Below are 17,250 nucleotides of genomic sequence, written 5' to 3'. Positions count from 1 at the left end.
AGGGTGACCTCCTCTCATCTATTAGTTATTTACGCCTAGCTCACGTTCACGAGCAACAGTCTTCATACGAGCGATAGACTTACGAACCTCACGGATACGTGCAGTGTTCTCAAGTTGACCTGTTGCCAATTGGAAGCGTAGGTTGAAAAGTTCTTCTTTAAGAGACTTAACTTTTTGTTCAATTTCGGCAGTGGTTAATTCACGGATCTCATTAGCCTTCATTGATTTCACCACCAATTTCTTCACGTTTTACGAACTTCGTACGGATCGGCAGCTTGTGTGAAGCAAGACGCAACGCTTCGCGTGCAACTTCTTCTGATACACCTGCGATCTCGAACATAATTTTCCCTGGTTTCACTACAGCTACGAAACCTTCTGGAGCACCTTTACCGGAACCCATACGTACTTCTAGGGGTTTAGCAGTATAAGGCTTATCTGGGAAGATTTTAATCCATACTTTACCGCCACGCTTCATGTAACGAGTCATCGCGATACGCGCTGCCTCGATTTGACGGGCTGTGATCCAAGCACGATCAATTGCTTGCAAACCATATTCACCGAAAGCTACTTCAGTACCGCCTTTTGCACGGCCTTTTAAGCTTGTACGGTGTTGACGACGATATTTAACACGTTTAGGCATTAACATAATGCTTTTCCCCCTTCCTTACTTGTTTGATTTAGTTGGAAGGACTTCGCCACGATAAATCCACACTTTGACACCAAGCTTACCGTAAGTTGTGTCAGCTTCTGCAGTTCCGTAATCGATATCTGCACGAAGTGTGTGTAGTGGTACTGTTCCTTCACTGTAATATTCAGCACGAGCGATGTCTGCTCCGCCTAGACGGCCAGATACTTGAGTACGAATACCTTTCGCTCCTGCACGCATAGCGCGTTGGATTGTTTGTTTCTGAGCACGACGGAAAGATACGCGGTTTTCCAATTGACGTGCGATATTGTCAGCTACAAGAGTAGCGTCAAGATCAGGCTTTTTCACTTCAACGATGTTGATGTGAACACGTTTGCCGCTCAGTTGATTTAGTGCTTTACGAAGTGCTTCAACTTCGGAACCACCTTTACCGATAACCATTCCTGGTTTAGCTGTGTGTACAGTAATGTTCACACGGTTAGCTGCGCGTTCGATTTCGACTTTAGAAAGGGCAGCATCTTTAAGACGGTTTTCAACATATTCACGAATCTTAATGTCTTCATGTAACAAGTCTGCATAGTCTTTGCCAGCGTACCACTTGGATTCCCAGTCGCGGATTACGCCGATACGAAGACCAATCGGATTAATTTTTTGACCCACTGATTATCCCTCCTTTTTTTCTGATACGACCACTGTGATGTGGCTTGTGCGTTTGTTGATTTGGCTTGCGCGGCCCATTGCGCGAGGGCGGAAACGTTTAAGAGTTACGCCTTCGTTTACAAACGCTTCGGAAACGTACAAGTTTTCCGTGTCCATTTCATAGTTGTGTTCTGCGTTGGCGATCGCGGAGTTAAGAAGTTTCTCAACTACCGGAGAAGCGCCGCGGTTGTTCAAACGAAGTGTAGCCAGAGCTTCACCTACATTTTTTCCTCGAATTAAATCAATTACCAAACGAGCTTTACGAGGAGCGATTCGAACGGTTTTAGCAACTGCTTTAGCTTGCATTAGAGTGCCTCCTCTCTATATTAACGTTTTGTTTTCTTATCGTCGCCAGAGTGTCCTTTGAACGTACGGGTTGGCGCGAATTCACCAAGTTTATGACCTACCATGTCTTCAGTCACATAAACTGGCACGTGTTTACGACCGTCATAAACGGCAATTGTGTGTCCCACAAAGTTAGGGAAGATAGTAGAACGGCGAGACCATGTCTTCACGACCTGTGTTTTGCTATCTTCGTTCAACTTTTCGACTTTCTTCATCAAGTGATCATCTACAAAAGGTCCTTTTTTCAAGCTGCGGCCCATGAAATAACCTCCCTTCGCGATTGGAAGACGGGTTTAATTGCCCGCCCGACAATCCCGTTATTTTTTACCGCGTCTACGTACGATATATTTATCAGACGGCTTGTTGCGTTTTCTCGTTTTGTATCCAAGCGTTGGTTTACCCCATGGAGATACAGGAGATGGACGACCGATTGGCGCACGTCCTTCACCACCACCGTGTGGGTGATCGTTAGGGTTCATTACAGAACCACGAACTGTAGGGCGTTTACCTTTCCAACGAGAACGTCCTGCTTTACCTACGCTGATAAGTTCGTGCTCAAGGTTACCAACTTGACCGATTGTTGCACGGCAAGTGCTTAGTACCAAGCGAACTTCACCGGAAGTAAGACGTACTAGTGTGTACTTCTCTTCACGACCAAGGATTTGTGCTGAAGCGCCTGCAGAACGTACAAGCTGTCCTCCGCGTCCTGGCTTCAATTCTACGTTGTGTACGACAGTACCAACTGGAATGTCTTTCAGTTGAAGTGCGTTACCTGGTTTGATATCCGCGCCTTCACCAGAAATGATTTCCGTTCCTACCTTGATTCCTTTTGGAGCAAGGATGTAACGTTTTTCACCATCAACATAGTTGATTAGTGCAATGTTAGCGGAGCGGTTTGGATCGTACTCGATTGTAGCAACGCGTCCAGGTATTCCATCTTTATCACGTTTGAAGTCGATGATACGATATTGACGCTTGTGGCCACCGCCCTGATGACGAACTGTCAGCTTACCTTGGTTGTTACGTCCACCTTTTTTGTGAAGTGGAGCGACAAGGGAGCGTTCAGGTTTATCAGTTGTAATTTCAGCGAAATCAGATACTGACATGTGTCGACGACCGTTTGTAATTGGTCGGAACTTTTTAATCGCCATCTTTTTTCCCTCCTTCTTTAGTCAAATGTTTTATTTAAACTTCGAAGAATTCTAGTTCTTCGCTGTCCTGAGTCAAAGTAATGATTGCTTTCTTACGGTCAGAACGATAGCCGCCGTAACGACCCATACGCTTGAATTTACCTTTAAGGTTCATTGTGTTGACAGAAGCAACACTTACACCAAAGATTTCTTCGACTGCATCTTTGATCTCAGTCTTGTTAGCTTTTGTGCTAACTTCAAACGTATATTTCTTTTCTCCCATAAGATCAGCAGAATGTTCAGTAATGACAGGGCGCTTAATAATATCGCGTGGTTCTTTCATTATGAGAGCACCTCCCCTGCTTTTTCAGCTGCTTCCTTCGTTAGGATCAGCTTGTCATGCGTTAGCAAGTCTAACACACTTACTTCTTCTACAGGAAGACTTTTCACTGTAGGGATGTTGTTAGCTGATAGAGTAACATTTTCATCTTTGCCAGCCGTTACGATCAACGCTTTTTCATTGACGTCCAACGCTTTAAGCATGTTTACTACCTCTTTAGTCTTCGGAGCTTCTAGAGAAAGGCTTTCAAGAACGATGATGTTCTCTTCCTTCACTTTAGAAGAGTAAGCAGACTGAAGAGCTAGACGACGTACTTTTCTAGGCATTGTGTAGCTGTAGCTGCGTGGTGTAGGACCGAATACAGTTCCACCGCCAACCCATTGTGGTGAACGGATAGACCCTTGACGTGCACGGCCTGTACCTTTTTGACGCCATGGTTTACGGCCACCGCCGGATACCTCAGAACGTCCTTTTACTTTGTGTGTGCCTTGGCGAAGGTTCGCGCGCTGCATCAACACAGTTTCGTGTAATACGTGAGTATTAGGTTCAATACCAAAAACGGCATCGTTCAGTTCGATTTCTCCAACGTTGGATCCGCCTTGGTTTAATAGTGCTACTTTAGGCATGACATATCCTCCCTTCGTTTATTATTTGCTAGCCTTAATTGCACTTGTAATCTTAACGTAAGATTTTCTTGCGCCTGGAACATTACCTTTGATAAGTAGTAGATTACGCTCAGCGTCCACTTTTACTACTTCAAGGTTTTGTAGAGTTACTTGTTCGCCACCCATTTGTCCAGCAAGGTTTTTACCTTTGAATACTTTAGATGGGTCTGCACCTTGTCCCATAGAACCGGAACGACGGTGGTAGCGGGAACCGTGACTCATTGGTCCGCGGGATTGGTTGTGGCGCTTGATTGCACCTTGGAAACCTTTACCCTTGGAAGTTCCTGTAACGTCAATTACGTCACCAGCTTCAAAAATATCTACTTTAACCTCTTGACCTAGTTCGAAGTCGTCAAGGTTAGAATTACGGAATTCACGAATGTAGCGCTTAGGTGTTGTGCTTGCTTTATCAGCGTGCCCTTGAGCAGCTTTCTTCAAGCGGTTAGACTTTTCGTCAGCAAAACCTAGTTGAATCGCTTCGTAACCGTCGTTTTCAGTTGTTTTCTTTTGAAGAACAACGTTCGGCTCAGCCTGAACAACTGTTACTGGGATCAATTCGCCATCTTCGGAGAAGATTTGAGTCATACCGACTTTACGTCCTAAGATTCCTTTCGTCATCCGTTACACCTCCTATTATTTATCAGATTAATTTATAGTTTGATTTCGATATCCACACCAGATGGTAGATCCAAACGCATCAATGAATCAACTGTCTGTGGTGTCGGATTAACAATGTCGATAAGACGTTTGTGTGTGCGCATTTCGAACTGCTCACGAGAGTCTTTATACTTGTGCGTCGCACGAAGTACTGTGTAGATAGAACGCTCTGTAGGAAGCGGAATCGGACCTGATACGTTAGCACCGGAACGCTTCGCTGTGTCTACGATCTTTTCTGCGGACTGATCCAACACTCTGTGATCATACGCTTTTAAACGAATACGAATTTTCTCTTTTGCCATTATGTTCCCTCCTTCTTCGCCCATTTTTAAAATAGACATTCTCCGCGAAAAAAACTTGACTACCCGCCATGGCAAAGGGGCCGGGTGTGTCAACAACCTTTCGCTTCATCGCCTTTTATGACCAACATTATTCATTATATAGAAGAAATGCGGTCATTGCAAGGATAAATCAACATTTAATTTATCCGCAAGCACTTTTCACATTATACTAGCGAACCGCGTCAAATTCAACCCCGACAGCACATGCGCACGAATAGAAAAAGCGAGCAAAGGCCAAGGCCTATGCTCGCTTGTAATCATAGCTTCTAATTACTTAGTAATTGTAGAAACTACGCCTGAACCTACTGTACGTCCACCTTCACGGATAGAGAAACGAGTACCGTCTTCGATCGCGATTGGGGAGATAAGTTCAACTGTCATTTCAACGTTGTCCCCAGGCATAACCATTTCTACGCCTTCAGGAAGTTGAATAACACCAGTTACGTCCGTAGTACGGAAGTAGAACTGTGGGCGGTAGTTAGAGAAGAATGGAGTGTGACGTCCACCTTCGTCTTTAGCTAGTACATAAACTTCAGCTTTGAAGTTTGTGTGTGGAGTGATAGAACCAGGCTTAGCTAGTACTTGTCCACGGTTGATATCTTCACGGCTTACACCACGAAGAAGTGCACCGATGTTGTCTCCAGCTTCTGCATAGTCAAGAAGCTTACGGAACATTTCAACACCAGTTACAGTAGTTTTGCTGGACTCTTCAGCCATACCGATGATTTCGATTTCGTCACCGACTTTAACTTGTCCACGCTCAACACGACCTGTAGCAACTGTACCACGACCAGTGATAGAGAATACGTCCTCAACTGGCATCATGAATGGCTTGTCAGTGTCACGGTCTGGAGTTGGGATGTTTTCGTCAACAGCATCCATTAGATCGAAGATCGCTTGCTCATACTTCTCATCGCCTTCTAGGGCTTTAAGAGCAGAACCGCTGATTACTGGTACGTCATCGCCAGGGAAGTCGTACTCAGAAAGAAGATCACGAACTTCCATTTCAACTAGTTCAAGAAGCTCTTCGTCGTCTACCATGTCAACTTTGTTCAAGAATACAACGATAGCTGGAACACCTACGTTTTTAGAAAGTAGGATGTGCTCACGAGTTTGTGGCATTGGACCGTCAGCTGCAGATACAACTAGGATCGCGCCGTCCATTTGAGCAGCACCAGTGATCATGTTCTTAACGTAGTCAGCGTGACCTGGGCAGTCAACGTGTGCGTAGTGACGAGTTTCTGTTTCGTACTCAACGTGTGCAGTGGAGATTGTGATTCCACGCTCGCGCTCTTCTGGAGCACCGTCGATCATGTCGTATGCCATAGCTTCACCAGAACCAGATTTCTTGTGAAGTACAGTAGTGATCGCTGCCGTTAGAGTAGTTTTACCGTGGTCAACGTGTCCGATAGTACCAATGTTAACGTGGGACTTGGACCGGTCGAATTTTTCTTTAGCCATTGTATATTTCCTCCTTTAAAATAAGTGAAAGTTCATTTGATTTATGATGAAGCAAAGGAGTGAAAGCCACTCCTGTGCTTACAATACAAGTTATACTTTAACTCGTTTAAAAAATCAATTATTGACCAGCATTTTTCTTGATGATTTCCTCAGAGATGCTCTTAGGAACTTCTTCGTAGTGGTCGAAGTGCATAGTGTACGTACCGCGACCTTGAGTGTTGGAACGCAATGCTGTAGCGTAACCGAACATTTCAGATAGTGGAACATACGCTTTAACCACTTGTGCATTACCACGAGTTTCCATACCATCAACACGTCCACGACGGGATGTTACGTCACCCATGATATCGCCCATGTATTCCTCAGGAATAACAACTTCTACTTTCATCATCGGTTCAAGTAGAACAGGCTTACACTTGTTTTTAGCTTCTTTAAGTGCCATGGAAGCGGCAACTTTAAAGGCCATTTCGTTGGAGTCGACATCGTGATAAGAACCATCATAAAGAGTCGCTTTGATGTCTACCATAGGGTAACCAGCCAATACACCATTTTCCATAGACTCTTTAATACCTTGTTCTACAGATGGAATGTATTCACGTGGTACAACACCACCAACGATCTTGTTGACGAATTCAAATCCAGCGCCTTCTTCGTTAGGCTCGAATTCAACCCATACGTGACCGAATTGTCCACGACCACCGGATTGACGTACGAACTTACCTTCAACTTGCGCACTTCCGCGGAATGTTTCGCGGTAAGCAACTTGTGGAGCACCAATGTTCGCTTCAACTTTGAACTCACGCTTCAGACGGTCAACGATGATATCTAGGTGAAGCTCACCCATACCAGCGATGATTGTTTGTCCTGTTTCCACGTTAGTCTCTGTTTGGAACGTTGGATCTTCTTCAGCAAGTTTACCAAGGGCAATGGACATTTTATCTTGGTCTGCTTTGGATTTAGGTTCGATAGCTACAGAGATTACAGGCTCAGGGAATTCCATTGATTCAAGAATAACTAGGTTCTTCTCGTCACAAAGAGTGTCACCTGTACCAGTATCTTTAAGTCCTACCGCACCAGCGATATCTCCTGCATATACAGTAGAGATCTCTTCACGAGAGTTGGCGTGCATCTGTAGGATACGACCTACACGCTCACGCTTACCTTTCGTAGAGTTCTGAACGTATGATCCAGAGTTAAGTGTACCAGAGTACACGCGGAAGAATGTAAGTTTACCAACGTAAGGGTCTGTTGCGACTTTGAAAGCCAATGCAGAGAAAGGCTCTTTGTCGTCAGCCTTACGGACAACTTCTTCTTCTGTTTGTGGAACGTGTCCTTCGATTGGAGGAACATCCAGTGGAGATGGAAGGTAGTCGATGACACCGTCGATCAACAGCTGAACACCTTTGTTCTTGAAGGCAGAACCACAGAACACAGGGTAGAATTCAACACTTAGAGTCGCTTTACGAATTGCTTCTTTCAGCTGATCGTTCGTGATTTCTTCTCCCTCAAGGTATTGCATCATCAAGTCTTCATCAAGTTCTGCAACAGCTTCTACAAGCTTGCCGCGGTACTCTTCGGCTTGATCTTTGTACTCATCAGGAATTTCACGCGCTTCTGCACGAGTTCCCAAATCGTCCATGTAGAAATATGCTTCCATGGTTGTAAGGTCAATGATTCCTTCGAAGTCATCTTCCGCACCAATAGGAAGTTGAACAGCAGCTGCATTAGCTCCCAGACGGTCTTTCAACGTGCCAAGGGAGTAGATGAAGTCAGCGCCGATTTTATCCATCTTGTTGATGAATACGATACGTGGAACACCGTAAGTTGTAGCCTGACGCCAAACAGTTTCTGTTTGAGGCTCAACACCAGACTGTGCATCAAGAACGGCTACGGAGCCATCTAGTACACGAAGAGAACGTTCAACTTCAACAGTGAAGTCTACGTGTCCAGGAGTGTCAATGATGTTGATACGGTGGCCTTTCCACTGAGCAGTTGTCGCAGCGGAAGTAATTGTAATTCCGCGCTCCTGTTCCTGCTCCATCCAGTCCATTTGGGAAGCTCCTTCGTGAGTTTCACCAATTTTGTGGATACGTCCTGTGTAGAAAAGAATACGCTCTGTCGCCGTTGTTTTACCAGCGTCGATGTGAGCCATGATCCCGATATTACGAGTCTTTTCCAAGGAGAACTCTCTAGCCATGCATCTTTCTCCTTCCTGTTTGAACAGTTATTTTTGTGGTTATTACCAACGGTAGTGAGCGAAAGCTTTGTTCGCTTCTGCCATTTTGTGCATCTCTTCACGACGCTTCACAGAAGCACCAGTGTTGTTTGCTGCATCTAGAATTTCGTTAGCTAGACGCTCTTCCATTGTTTTCTCTCCGCGAAGACGCGCATAGTTAACAATGAAGCGCAAACCTAGAGCCTGACGACGTTCTGGACGAACTTCAACAGGAACCTGATAGTTGGATCCACCTACACGACGAGCGCGTACCTCCAATACAGGCATGACGTTCTTCATAGCTTGATCAAATGTTTCCATAGCATCGTTACCGCTACGTTCTTGAACAAGTTCGAACGCTTTATAAAGGATTTTTTGAGCTTTTCCGCGCTGCCCATCGACCATGATTTGGTTGATCAAGCGAGTTACAAGCTTAGAGTTGTACATCGGATCAGGCAACACATCACGCTTAGCTACAGGACCTTTACGTGGCATACGTTCCCCTCCCTTCCTCAAATGGTTTATTTAAGCGATATTTACATATCGATTATTTTTTAGCTTTAGGTTTCTTCGTACCGTATTTAGAACGGCCTTGCATACGTCCATCAACGCTTGCAGTGTCAAGAGCACCACGTACGATGTGATAACGCACACCTGGTAAGTCTTTAACTTTACCGCCACGGATAAGAACAACACTGTGCTCTTGAAGGTTGTGGCCGATACCAGGGATGTACGCGTTAACCTCTAGTTGGTTAGTTAGACGAACACGCGCATACTTACGTAGGGCGGAGTTCGGCTTCTTAGGTGTCATAGTACCAACACGTGTACAAACACCACGTTTTTGTGGAGAAGAAAGATCTGTCATACGCTTTTTATAGCTGTTGTAGCCTTTGTTCAAAGCAGGTGAACCAGACTTCTTCGTTTTGCTCACGCGTCCTTTACGCACCAATTGGTTAATTGTTGGCATGATTGTATCCTCCCTTCATTCTTAATACCACACATCCAGGTGGTTCATAAAAAGGCAAAAAACAAAGTTTTCGCGCCAAAACGCCAAAACTTTATTGCTTTATCGCCACTGTAGCCGCGCCAACATCAATACCGCACGCATCCCCTAGCTCCTTCATAGACGGAACCGTCGTATGGGGAATGTTCAGTTGGTTGGCCAGTTTAGCTACTTTTAAGGTCATCGACTGATCTGCATCTTCAGCCGTTATGACTTCATCCACTTCACCATTTTTCATGGCTTTCAGTGTCTGTTTGGTTCCAATGATTATATCGGATTTAGCCTGTGCTACTTTATCATAAGACATCTGCATATCCTCCAAAGTAACAAGGATAAATGGAAGCACCTTGATTATATTATCACTCACCCAAATGCATGTCAACTGCATCTGGGTGAGTTTTTGGTGCTTCTTTAAAATTTACCCTTTGTTAACCTGTATATCTCTATTAAGAGTGTGTTACTTCTTCTGTTGGTTCGGAAGCACCCTGCTTCTGAGCCTCGGATTGAGCTTGAATCTTACGGTATCTTGTCATACCCGTACCTGCCGGGACAAGTTTACCGATGATTACGTTCTCCTTCAGTCCAAGAAGCTCATCACGCTTACCTTTGATTGCTGCATCAGTCAAGACACGAGTTGTCTCCTGGAAGGATGCGGCAGACAAGAAGCTGTCTGTTTCAAGGGATGCTTTTGTAATACCAAGGATGACCGGACGACCAACAGCCGGCTGTCCGCCTTCGAGAAGCACTTTTTGGTTGGCTTCTTTGAACTGGTGTATCTCAAGAAGGGATCCCGGCAATACATCTGTATCTCCAGAATCAAGAACACGCACTTTACGAAGCATCTGGCGTACCATTACTTCCACGTGCTTATCAGAAATTTCTACCCCTTGCATACGGTAAACTTTCTGTACTTCCTTAAGAAGGTATTCCTGTACACCGTCAAGCCCTTTGACTGTAAGAAGCTCTTTCGGATCGATGGAACCTTCTGTAAGTGCCTCCCCGGACTTCACTTCATCACCGACAGCAACTCTCATACGAGCGCCGTATGGTGCTGTGTAAGACCGTGATTCAACAGAACCTTGGATGACGATTTCCTGCTTCTCTTTCACTTCATTCACTTCGTGGACGGTTCCGTCGATTTCCGTGATGACAGCTTGACCTTTAGGGTTACGCGCTTCAACGATCTCCTGGATACGTGGAAGACCCTGCGTAATATCATCTCCGGCTACCCCACCTGTGTGGAAGGTACGCATTGTAAGCTGAGTACCTGGTTCACCAATGGACTGCGCTGCGATGATTCCAACTGCTTCACCCACTTCGACTTCATCCCCTGTTGCCAGGTTACGTCCGTAACACTTCTTACACACTCCGTGTTTCGTGTTACACGTGAACGCTGTACGGATAACCACTCTTTCAACGCCTGCTTCGACAATTTGACGAGCAGCATCTTCAGAGATTACTTCATTACGACCCACAAGGACAGCGCCTGTTTCCGGGTGCTTCACTTTCTGGAAGGAAGTACGTCCGATCAAACGGTCGATGAGGGGTTCAATAATTTCTGTACCCTCTTTAAGAGCTGTAACAGGAAGACCTCTGTCTGTACCACAGTCATCTTCACGAACGATGACGTCCTGCGCTACATCAACAAGACGACGAGTCAGGTAACCTGAATCGGCAGTCTTAAGGGCTGTATCGGCAAGACCTTTACGTGCACCGTGAGTAGAGATGAAGTATTCAAGTACAGTCAGACCTTCGCGGAAGCTGGACTTGATTGGAAGTTCAATGATACGACCAGCCGGGTTGGCCATAAGACCACGCATACCCGCAAGCTGCGTAAAGTTAGATGCGTTACCACGTGCTCCGGAATCACTCATCATGAAGATCGGGTTACGCGGATCCAGTGACTGCATCAAGCGGCCCTGAATATCATCTTTCGCTGCTGACCATATGTCGATGACACGATCATAGCGTTCCTCTTCCGTAATTAGACCACGACGGAACTGTTTCAAGACTTTGTCGACTTTCTCCTGAGCTTCATCAAGAATTTCTTGTTTCTCAGGAAGTACGACGACGTCGGATACACCGACAGTGATACCCGCTTTCGTAGAATAAGCGAAACCGAGATCCTTCATTCTATCAAGCATCTTGGACGTTTCACTGATGGAGAAGCGTTTGAATACTTCTGCGATGATATCTCCAAGGATGCCTTTCTTGAACGGCGCTACTTCTTCACGCTTAGCGATCTCTTCACGGATATTCGTTCCTTTATCCACGAAGTAGTGATCTGGTGTCTTGATTTCCAAGTTCTCTTTCGTAGGCTCGTTCATGTATGGGAACGAAGCCGGAAGCATTTCGTTGAAAATCAATTTACCAACGGAAGTAAGAAGAAGCTGACCGTTTTGTTTTTCTGTAAATGTTTCATTGTTCAAGGAGCTCGCTTGAACGGCTACACGTGTGTGCAGATGAGCATATCCATTCTGGTAAGCCATCAACGCTTCGTTCAAGTCTTTCACTACCATACCTTCTCCAATTGCGCCTTCACGCTCAAGAGATAGATAGTAGTTACCAAGTACCATATCCTGTGAAGGAGTTACAACCGGTTTTCCATCCTTAGGGTTAAGGATGTTCTGTGCAGCAAGCATCAAGATACGTGCTTCCGCCTGTGCTTCAGAAGACAATGGTACGTGAACCGCCATTTGGTCACCATCGAAGTCGGCATTATATGCTGTACATACGAGCGGGTGAAGACGGATTGCGCGTCCTTCTACAAGCGTTGGTTCAAAGGCCTGGATTCCGAGGCGGTGCAACGTTGGTGCACGGTTAAGCAGAACCGGGTGCTCTTTGATGACGTCTTCGAGGACGTCCCATACTTCATGGTGAACGCGTTCGATCTTACGTTTCGCAGATTTGATGTTATGTGCTAATCCGCGGGACACCAATTCTTTCATTACGAATGGCTTGAACAGCTCAAGCGCCATTTCTTTCGGAAGTCCACATTGATACATTTTCAAAGATGGACCTACGACGATTACAGAACGACCAGAGTAGTCAACACGTTTACCAAGAAGGTTTTGACGGAAACGACCCTGCTTACCTTTCAGCATGTGAGAAAGGGATTTAAGCGGACGGTTACCCGGTCCTGTTACCGGACGGCCGCGACGGCCGTTATCAATCAAAGCATCGACAGCTTCTTGAAGCATACGTTTCTCGTTTTGAACGATAATCGTAGGTGCTCCAAGGTCAAGCAGACGTTTCAAACGGTTGTTACGGTTGATAACACGACGATAAAGGTCGTTCAAATCAGATGTCGCGAAACGACCACCATCCAGTTGAACCATCGGACGAAGTTCCGGTGGAATGACCGGAAGCACGTCAAGGATCATCCAAGATGGATCGTTTCCTGAGTGACGGAAAGACTCAAGCACTTCAAGGCGCTTGATCGCACGTGTGCGGCGTTGTCCCTGAGCTGTTTTGAGCTCTTCTTTCAACACTTCAACTTCACCGTCAAGATCTATATCATAAAGTAATTTACGGATGGCTTCTGCACCCATAGCGGCCTGGAAACCTTGACCGAACTTCTCACGGTACGTACGATACTCTTTCTCAGAAAGCAGCTGCTTTCTCTCAAGAGATGTTTCGCCCGGTTCTGTAACGATATAGGCTGCGAAGTAAATAACTTCTTCCAGCGCTCTTGGGGACATGTCCAGGACAAGACCCATCCGGCTAGGGATTCCTTTGAAGTACCAGATGTGAGAGACAGGGGCAGCTAATTCCAAGTGCCCCATACGCTCACGACGTACTTTTGCTTTCGTTACTTCTACTCCACAGCGGTCACAAACGACGCCTTTATAGCGGACGCGCTTGTATTTCCCACAGTGACATTCCCAGTCTTTTTGTGGGCCGAAGATACGCTCACAGAAAAGACCGTCTTTCTCGGGTTTCAACGTACGATAGTTGATGGTTTCCGGCTTCTTCACTTCTCCATAAGACCAAGAACGAATCTTATCCGGTGAAGCGAGGCCGATTTTCATATACTCAAAGTTGTTTACATCTAGCAAGGGGCCTACCTCCCTTTTAGTATCCAGGTTTTCCCTAAGCTTAGAACACGAGCTACAGCAGTGTTTCTATCTTAATCGTCTAAGTTCAAATTCTCGGATTGTTTGGTTTCTTCTTCTTCAATATCGCGCATTTCGATTTCCTGCTCATCACCATTTAGAATCTTCACGTCCATACCGAGACTTTGAAGCTCTTTAATAAGAACTTTGAAGGACTCAGGTACGCCTGGTTCTGGAACATTGTCACCTTTGACGATAGCTTCGTATGTTTTCACACGTCCAACGACGTCATCGGATTTGACCGTCAAGATTTCTTGAAGTGTATATGCGGCACCGTATGCTTCCAGTGCCCAAACCTCCATCTCACCGAAACGCTGTCCACCGAATTGTGCTTTACCACCAAGCGGCTGCTGCGTAACAAGTGAATAAGGTCCGGTAGAACGAGCGTGAAGCTTGTCGTCGACCATGTGCGCCAGTTTGATCATGTACATGACACCGACAGAAACACGGTTATCGAAAGGCTCACCTGTACGTCCGTCGTAAAGGATCGTTTTCGCATCACGTGCCATGCCAGCTTCCTGCAATGTTTCCCAAACGTCTTCCTCACGAGCACCATCGAATACTGGTGTTGCCACTCTCTGACCCATCAAACGGGCCGCCATACCTAAGTGAAGTTCCAACACTTGTCCGATGTTCATACGTGACGGTACACCAAGCGGGTTCAACATGATGTCTACAGGAGTACCATCCGGTAGGAAAGGCATGTCTTCTTCTGGAAGAATCTTGGAAATAACACCTTTGTTACCGTGACGGCCGGCCATTTTATCCCCTTCAGAAATCTTACGTTTCTGAACGATATAAACACGAATCAACTGGTTGACCCCTGGTGGCAGCTCGTCTCCATCTTCGCGATTGAAGATCTTAACATCAAGAACGATTCCGCCGGCTCCGTGCGGTACACGCAAGGATGTATCCCGGACTTCACGGGCTTTCTCTCCGAAGATTGCGTGAAGCAAACGTTCTTCTGCCGACAATTCCGTTACACCTTTAGGCGTAACTTTACCAACAAGAAGATCTCCGTCACTTACTTCTGCTCCGACACGAATGATGCCGCGATCATCAAGATCTTTAAGTGCATCTTCCCCGACGTTCGGAATATCACGAGTGATTTCTTCCGGTCCAAGTTTCGTATCACGAGCTTCCGATTCATATTCTTCAATATGGATCGACGTATAGACGTCATCTTTAACAAGTCGCTCACTCATGATGATGGCATCCTCATAGTTGTAACCATCCCATGTCATGAATGCAACCAGCGGGTTCTGTCCAAGCGCCAGCTCACCCATATCCATGGAAGGACCATCAGCAAGGATTTCTCCTTTTGTAACACGGTCACCTTTAGCGACAATCGGACGCTGGTTGTAACAGCTTCCTTGGTTGGAACGGATGAACTTCTGCAGACGGTAACGATCCACGTCGCCTTCTACTTCTTTGCCGTCCACTTCAGAAATGCGGCGTACGCGAACTTCTTTCGCTTCGACACGCTCAACAATTCCTTCGTGTCTACAGATGACAGCGGCACCGGAGTCTTTACCGGATACATATTCCATACCTGTTCCGACTAAAGGTGCATCCGGTTTAAGCAATGGTACTGCTTGACGTTGCATGTTCGCACCCATCAAGGAACGGTTGGAGTCATCGTTTTCCAAGAAAGGAATACAAGCCGTCGCTGCAGATACAACCTGCTTAGGTGATACATCCATGTAATCAATACGATCACGGCTTACGACCGTGTTCTCCCCACGGAAACGGGAAATAACTTCTTCGTCCATGAAACTTCCGTCATCACCAAGCTTCGCGTTAGCTTGTGCTACGACGTAGTTATCTTCTTCATCAGCAGTAAGGTAATCAATTTGGTCGGTTACTTTGTTCGTATCCGGATCCACACGGCGATATGGTGTTTCAATAAAGCCGAATTCGTTTACCTTCGCATAGGAAGACAAGGAGTTGATCAAACCGATGTTCGGTCCCTCGGGAGTTTCGATCGGACACATACGGCCATAGTGGGAGTAGTGTACGTCACGAACTTCGAATCCTGCACGTTCACGTGTTAAACCACCCGGTCCAAGCGCAGATAGACGACGTTTGTGAGTCAATTCTGCTAACGGGTTGGTTTGGTCCATAAACTGGGATAGTTGGGAGCTTCCGAAGAACTCTTTAATGGATGCAATAACCGGACGGATATTGATCAGCTGTTGTGGTGTGATGGATGATGTATCCTGAATGGACATACGCTCACGTACCACACGCTCCATACGGGAAAGCCCGATTCGGAACTGGTTCTGAAGAAGTTCTCCTACAGAACGCAGACGACGGTTACCAAGGTGGTCAATATCGTCCGTGCCACCAACATCATGAAGCAGGTTAAAGAAATAACTGATAGAAGACAAGATGTCAGCCGGAGTGATGTTCTTAACGTCGCGGTCGATGTTCGCATTACCGATAACGTTGATAGAACGTTCCCCTTCCGGATCCGTCGGGTCTACAATTTTTACAGATTGGACTTGAATCGGGTCCTCAAGAACGCCGTCTACAGGCTCAAGAGTTTCCTCGCTCAATGTACCTTCTGCATCATCAAACAATGGAATCAGTTTGTTAAGAAGACGGCGGTCAATCTTGTCACCCTTCTCCGCAATAACTTCCCCTGTTTCCTCATCCACTAATGTTTCAGCAAGGGTTTGGTTAAACAAACGATCCTTTATATGAAGCTTCTTGTTCATTTTATATCTTCCGACTCTAGCTAAATCATAGCGTTTCGGATCAAAGAAACGAGAGACAAGGAGACTTTTAGCATTTTCTACGGTCGGCGGCTCGCCGGGACGTAGACGCTCGTATATCTCAAGCAAAGCTTTCTCTGTCGTTTCCGTATTGTCTTTTTCAAGCGTGTTCTTCAGGTACTCATTATCTCCGATCAAATCGATGATCTCTTGATCGGTACCGAATCCTAGAGCACGAAGGAGCACTGTGATAGGAAGCTTACGCGTACGGTCGATGCGGACGTGTACGACGTCTTTGGCATCTGTTTCAAACTCTAACCATGCTCCACGGTTAGGAATGACCGTAGCGGTATAACCACGCTTACCGTTCTTATCAATCTTCTTATTGAAATATACACTCGGAGAACGAACAAGCTGGGATACGATGACACGTTCCGCACCGTTGATTACAAAGGTACCTGTGTCTGTCATCAATGGGAAATCACCCATGAATACTTCCTGCTCTTTCACTTCACCCGTCTCATTATTTAGAAGACGTACTTTCACACGAAGCGGTGCGTTATATGTTACGTCGCGATCCTTTGACTCATCGACTGGATACTTTGGTTCGCCAAGGCTGTAGTCTACGAATTCAAGTGAAAGATTACCGGTGAAATCTTCAATTGGCGAAATGTCCTGGAACATCTCTTTCAAACCTTCTTCCATGAACCACTCATAGGAAGCCGTTTGAATCTCAATCAAGTTAGGCAATTCCAATACTTCACTAATACGTGCATAACTTCTGCGCTGGCGGTGTCGTCCATACTGAACTAGTTGACCTGTCAACTGATTCACCCCTCAAATCAAGCATTTTAATAACGAAAAAAGGGTCCGGCAAGACATGCCGAACAGGCTTGCGGTTGATCTTGCCACAAGC

16 protein-coding genes and 1 pseudogene are annotated in these 17,250 nt (G+C 45.9%); all 17 read right to left on the bottom strand.

Annotation, left to right across the window (positions count from 1 at the left end; all coding sequences use genetic code 11):
- Nucleotides 1-21: 21 nt before the first annotated feature.
- The 17 genes and pseudogenes from rpmC to rpoB all read right to left on the bottom strand — a co-directional run bounded on the left by rpmC (nucleotide 22) and on the right by rpoB (nucleotide 17,159).
- Nucleotides 22-222 carry a 50S ribosomal protein L29 gene (rpmC, locus tag M662_RS00960; RefSeq protein WP_008636054.1) on the bottom strand — a complete coding sequence of 67 codons (201 nt, stop codon included), beginning with the start codon at nucleotides 220-222 and terminating at the stop codon, nucleotides 22-24.
- Nucleotides 212-646, bottom strand: a complete 435-nt coding sequence (rplP, locus tag M662_RS00955; protein WP_008636056.1) for a 50S ribosomal protein L16 — start codon at nucleotides 644-646, stop codon at nucleotides 212-214. The genes rpmC and rplP overlap by 11 nt, the downstream gene beginning before the upstream one ends.
- A pseudogene (gene rpsC, locus M662_RS00950) lies at nucleotides 640-1,306 on the bottom strand (30S ribosomal protein S3). Before rpsC ends, rplP begins: the two are co-directional and overlap by 7 nt.
- A 3-nt stretch (nucleotides 1,307-1,309) precedes the next feature.
- Nucleotides 1,310-1,651, bottom strand: coding sequence for a 50S ribosomal protein L22 (gene rplV, locus M662_RS00945; RefSeq protein ID WP_008636060.1), 342 nt, complete (start codon nucleotides 1,649-1,651; stop codon nucleotides 1,310-1,312).
- A gap of 20 nt (nucleotides 1,652-1,671) precedes the next feature.
- Nucleotides 1,672-1,950 (bottom strand): 30S ribosomal protein S19, encoded by a 279-nt coding sequence (gene rpsS / locus M662_RS00940; protein ID WP_008636061.1) that lies wholly within the window; start codon nucleotides 1,948-1,950, stop codon nucleotides 1,672-1,674.
- Nucleotides 1,951-2,007: 57 nt separating this feature from the next.
- Nucleotides 2,008-2,841, bottom strand: coding sequence for a 50S ribosomal protein L2 (gene rplB, locus M662_RS00935; RefSeq protein WP_008636062.1), 834 nt, complete (start codon nucleotides 2,839-2,841; stop codon nucleotides 2,008-2,010).
- A 34-nt stretch (nucleotides 2,842-2,875) separates the two neighbouring features.
- Complete coding sequence (gene rplW / locus M662_RS00930) at nucleotides 2,876-3,163, bottom strand: 50S ribosomal protein L23 (RefSeq protein WP_008636063.1); 288 nt, start codon at nucleotides 3,161-3,163, stop codon at nucleotides 2,876-2,878.
- On the bottom strand, nucleotides 3,163-3,786 hold the full coding sequence (gene rplD, locus M662_RS00925) for a 50S ribosomal protein L4 (RefSeq protein WP_008636064.1): 624 nt from the start codon (nucleotides 3,784-3,786) through the stop codon (nucleotides 3,163-3,165). Before rplD ends, rplW begins: the two co-directional genes overlap by 1 nt.
- Nucleotides 3,787-3,807: 21 nt before the next feature.
- A complete protein-coding gene (gene rplC, locus M662_RS00920; protein WP_008636065.1) occupies nucleotides 3,808-4,443 on the bottom strand; it encodes a 50S ribosomal protein L3 in 636 nt (211 codons plus the stop codon).
- A gap of 32 nt (nucleotides 4,444-4,475) precedes the next feature.
- Nucleotides 4,476-4,784, bottom strand: a complete 309-nt coding sequence (gene rpsJ / locus M662_RS00915) for a 30S ribosomal protein S10 (RefSeq protein ID WP_008636067.1) — start codon at nucleotides 4,782-4,784, stop codon at nucleotides 4,476-4,478.
- A 309-nt stretch (nucleotides 4,785-5,093) separates the two neighbouring features.
- The gene (gene tuf / locus M662_RS00910) at nucleotides 5,094-6,284 is read right to left on the bottom strand and encodes an elongation factor Tu (RefSeq protein ID WP_008636068.1); all 1,191 of its coding nucleotides are present in this window, start codon (nucleotides 6,282-6,284) and stop codon (nucleotides 5,094-5,096) included.
- Between the two features lie 118 nt (nucleotides 6,285-6,402).
- On the bottom strand, nucleotides 6,403-8,481 hold the full coding sequence (gene fusA / locus M662_RS00905) for an elongation factor G (protein ID WP_008636069.1): 2,079 nt from the start codon (nucleotides 8,479-8,481) through the stop codon (nucleotides 6,403-6,405).
- 42 nt (nucleotides 8,482-8,523) lie between these two features.
- Nucleotides 8,524-8,994: a 30S ribosomal protein S7 gene (gene rpsG, locus M662_RS00900; RefSeq protein WP_008636070.1), complete on the bottom strand. Its 471-nt coding sequence runs from the start codon at nucleotides 8,992-8,994 to the stop codon at nucleotides 8,524-8,526.
- A gap of 52 nt (nucleotides 8,995-9,046) precedes the next feature.
- Nucleotides 9,047-9,466 (bottom strand): 30S ribosomal protein S12, encoded by a 420-nt coding sequence (rpsL, locus tag M662_RS00895; protein ID WP_008636071.1) that lies wholly within the window; start codon nucleotides 9,464-9,466, stop codon nucleotides 9,047-9,049.
- 91 nt (nucleotides 9,467-9,557) lie between these two features.
- The gene (locus tag M662_RS00890; protein ID WP_008636072.1) at nucleotides 9,558-9,809 is read right to left on the bottom strand and encodes a 50S ribosomal protein L7ae-like protein; all 252 of its coding nucleotides are present in this window, start codon (nucleotides 9,807-9,809) and stop codon (nucleotides 9,558-9,560) included.
- A gap of 139 nt (nucleotides 9,810-9,948) precedes the next feature.
- On the bottom strand, nucleotides 9,949-13,560 hold the full coding sequence (rpoC, locus tag M662_RS00885) for a DNA-directed RNA polymerase subunit beta' (protein ID WP_008636073.1): 3,612 nt from the start codon (nucleotides 13,558-13,560) through the stop codon (nucleotides 9,949-9,951).
- 71 nt (nucleotides 13,561-13,631) lie between these two features.
- Nucleotides 13,632-17,159 (bottom strand): DNA-directed RNA polymerase subunit beta, encoded by a 3,528-nt coding sequence (gene rpoB, locus M662_RS00880; protein WP_026577046.1) that lies wholly within the window; start codon nucleotides 17,157-17,159, stop codon nucleotides 13,632-13,634.
- Nucleotides 17,160-17,250: the final 91 nt, after the last annotated feature.

This window comes from Bacillus sp. SB49 (assembly GCF_000469135.2).
Classification (GTDB): Bacteria; Bacillota; Bacilli; order Bacillales; family Halobacillaceae; genus Halobacillus.
Note: the sequence above shows the minus strand (reverse complement) of the source record. Positions and strands in the feature narration are given on the sequence as shown.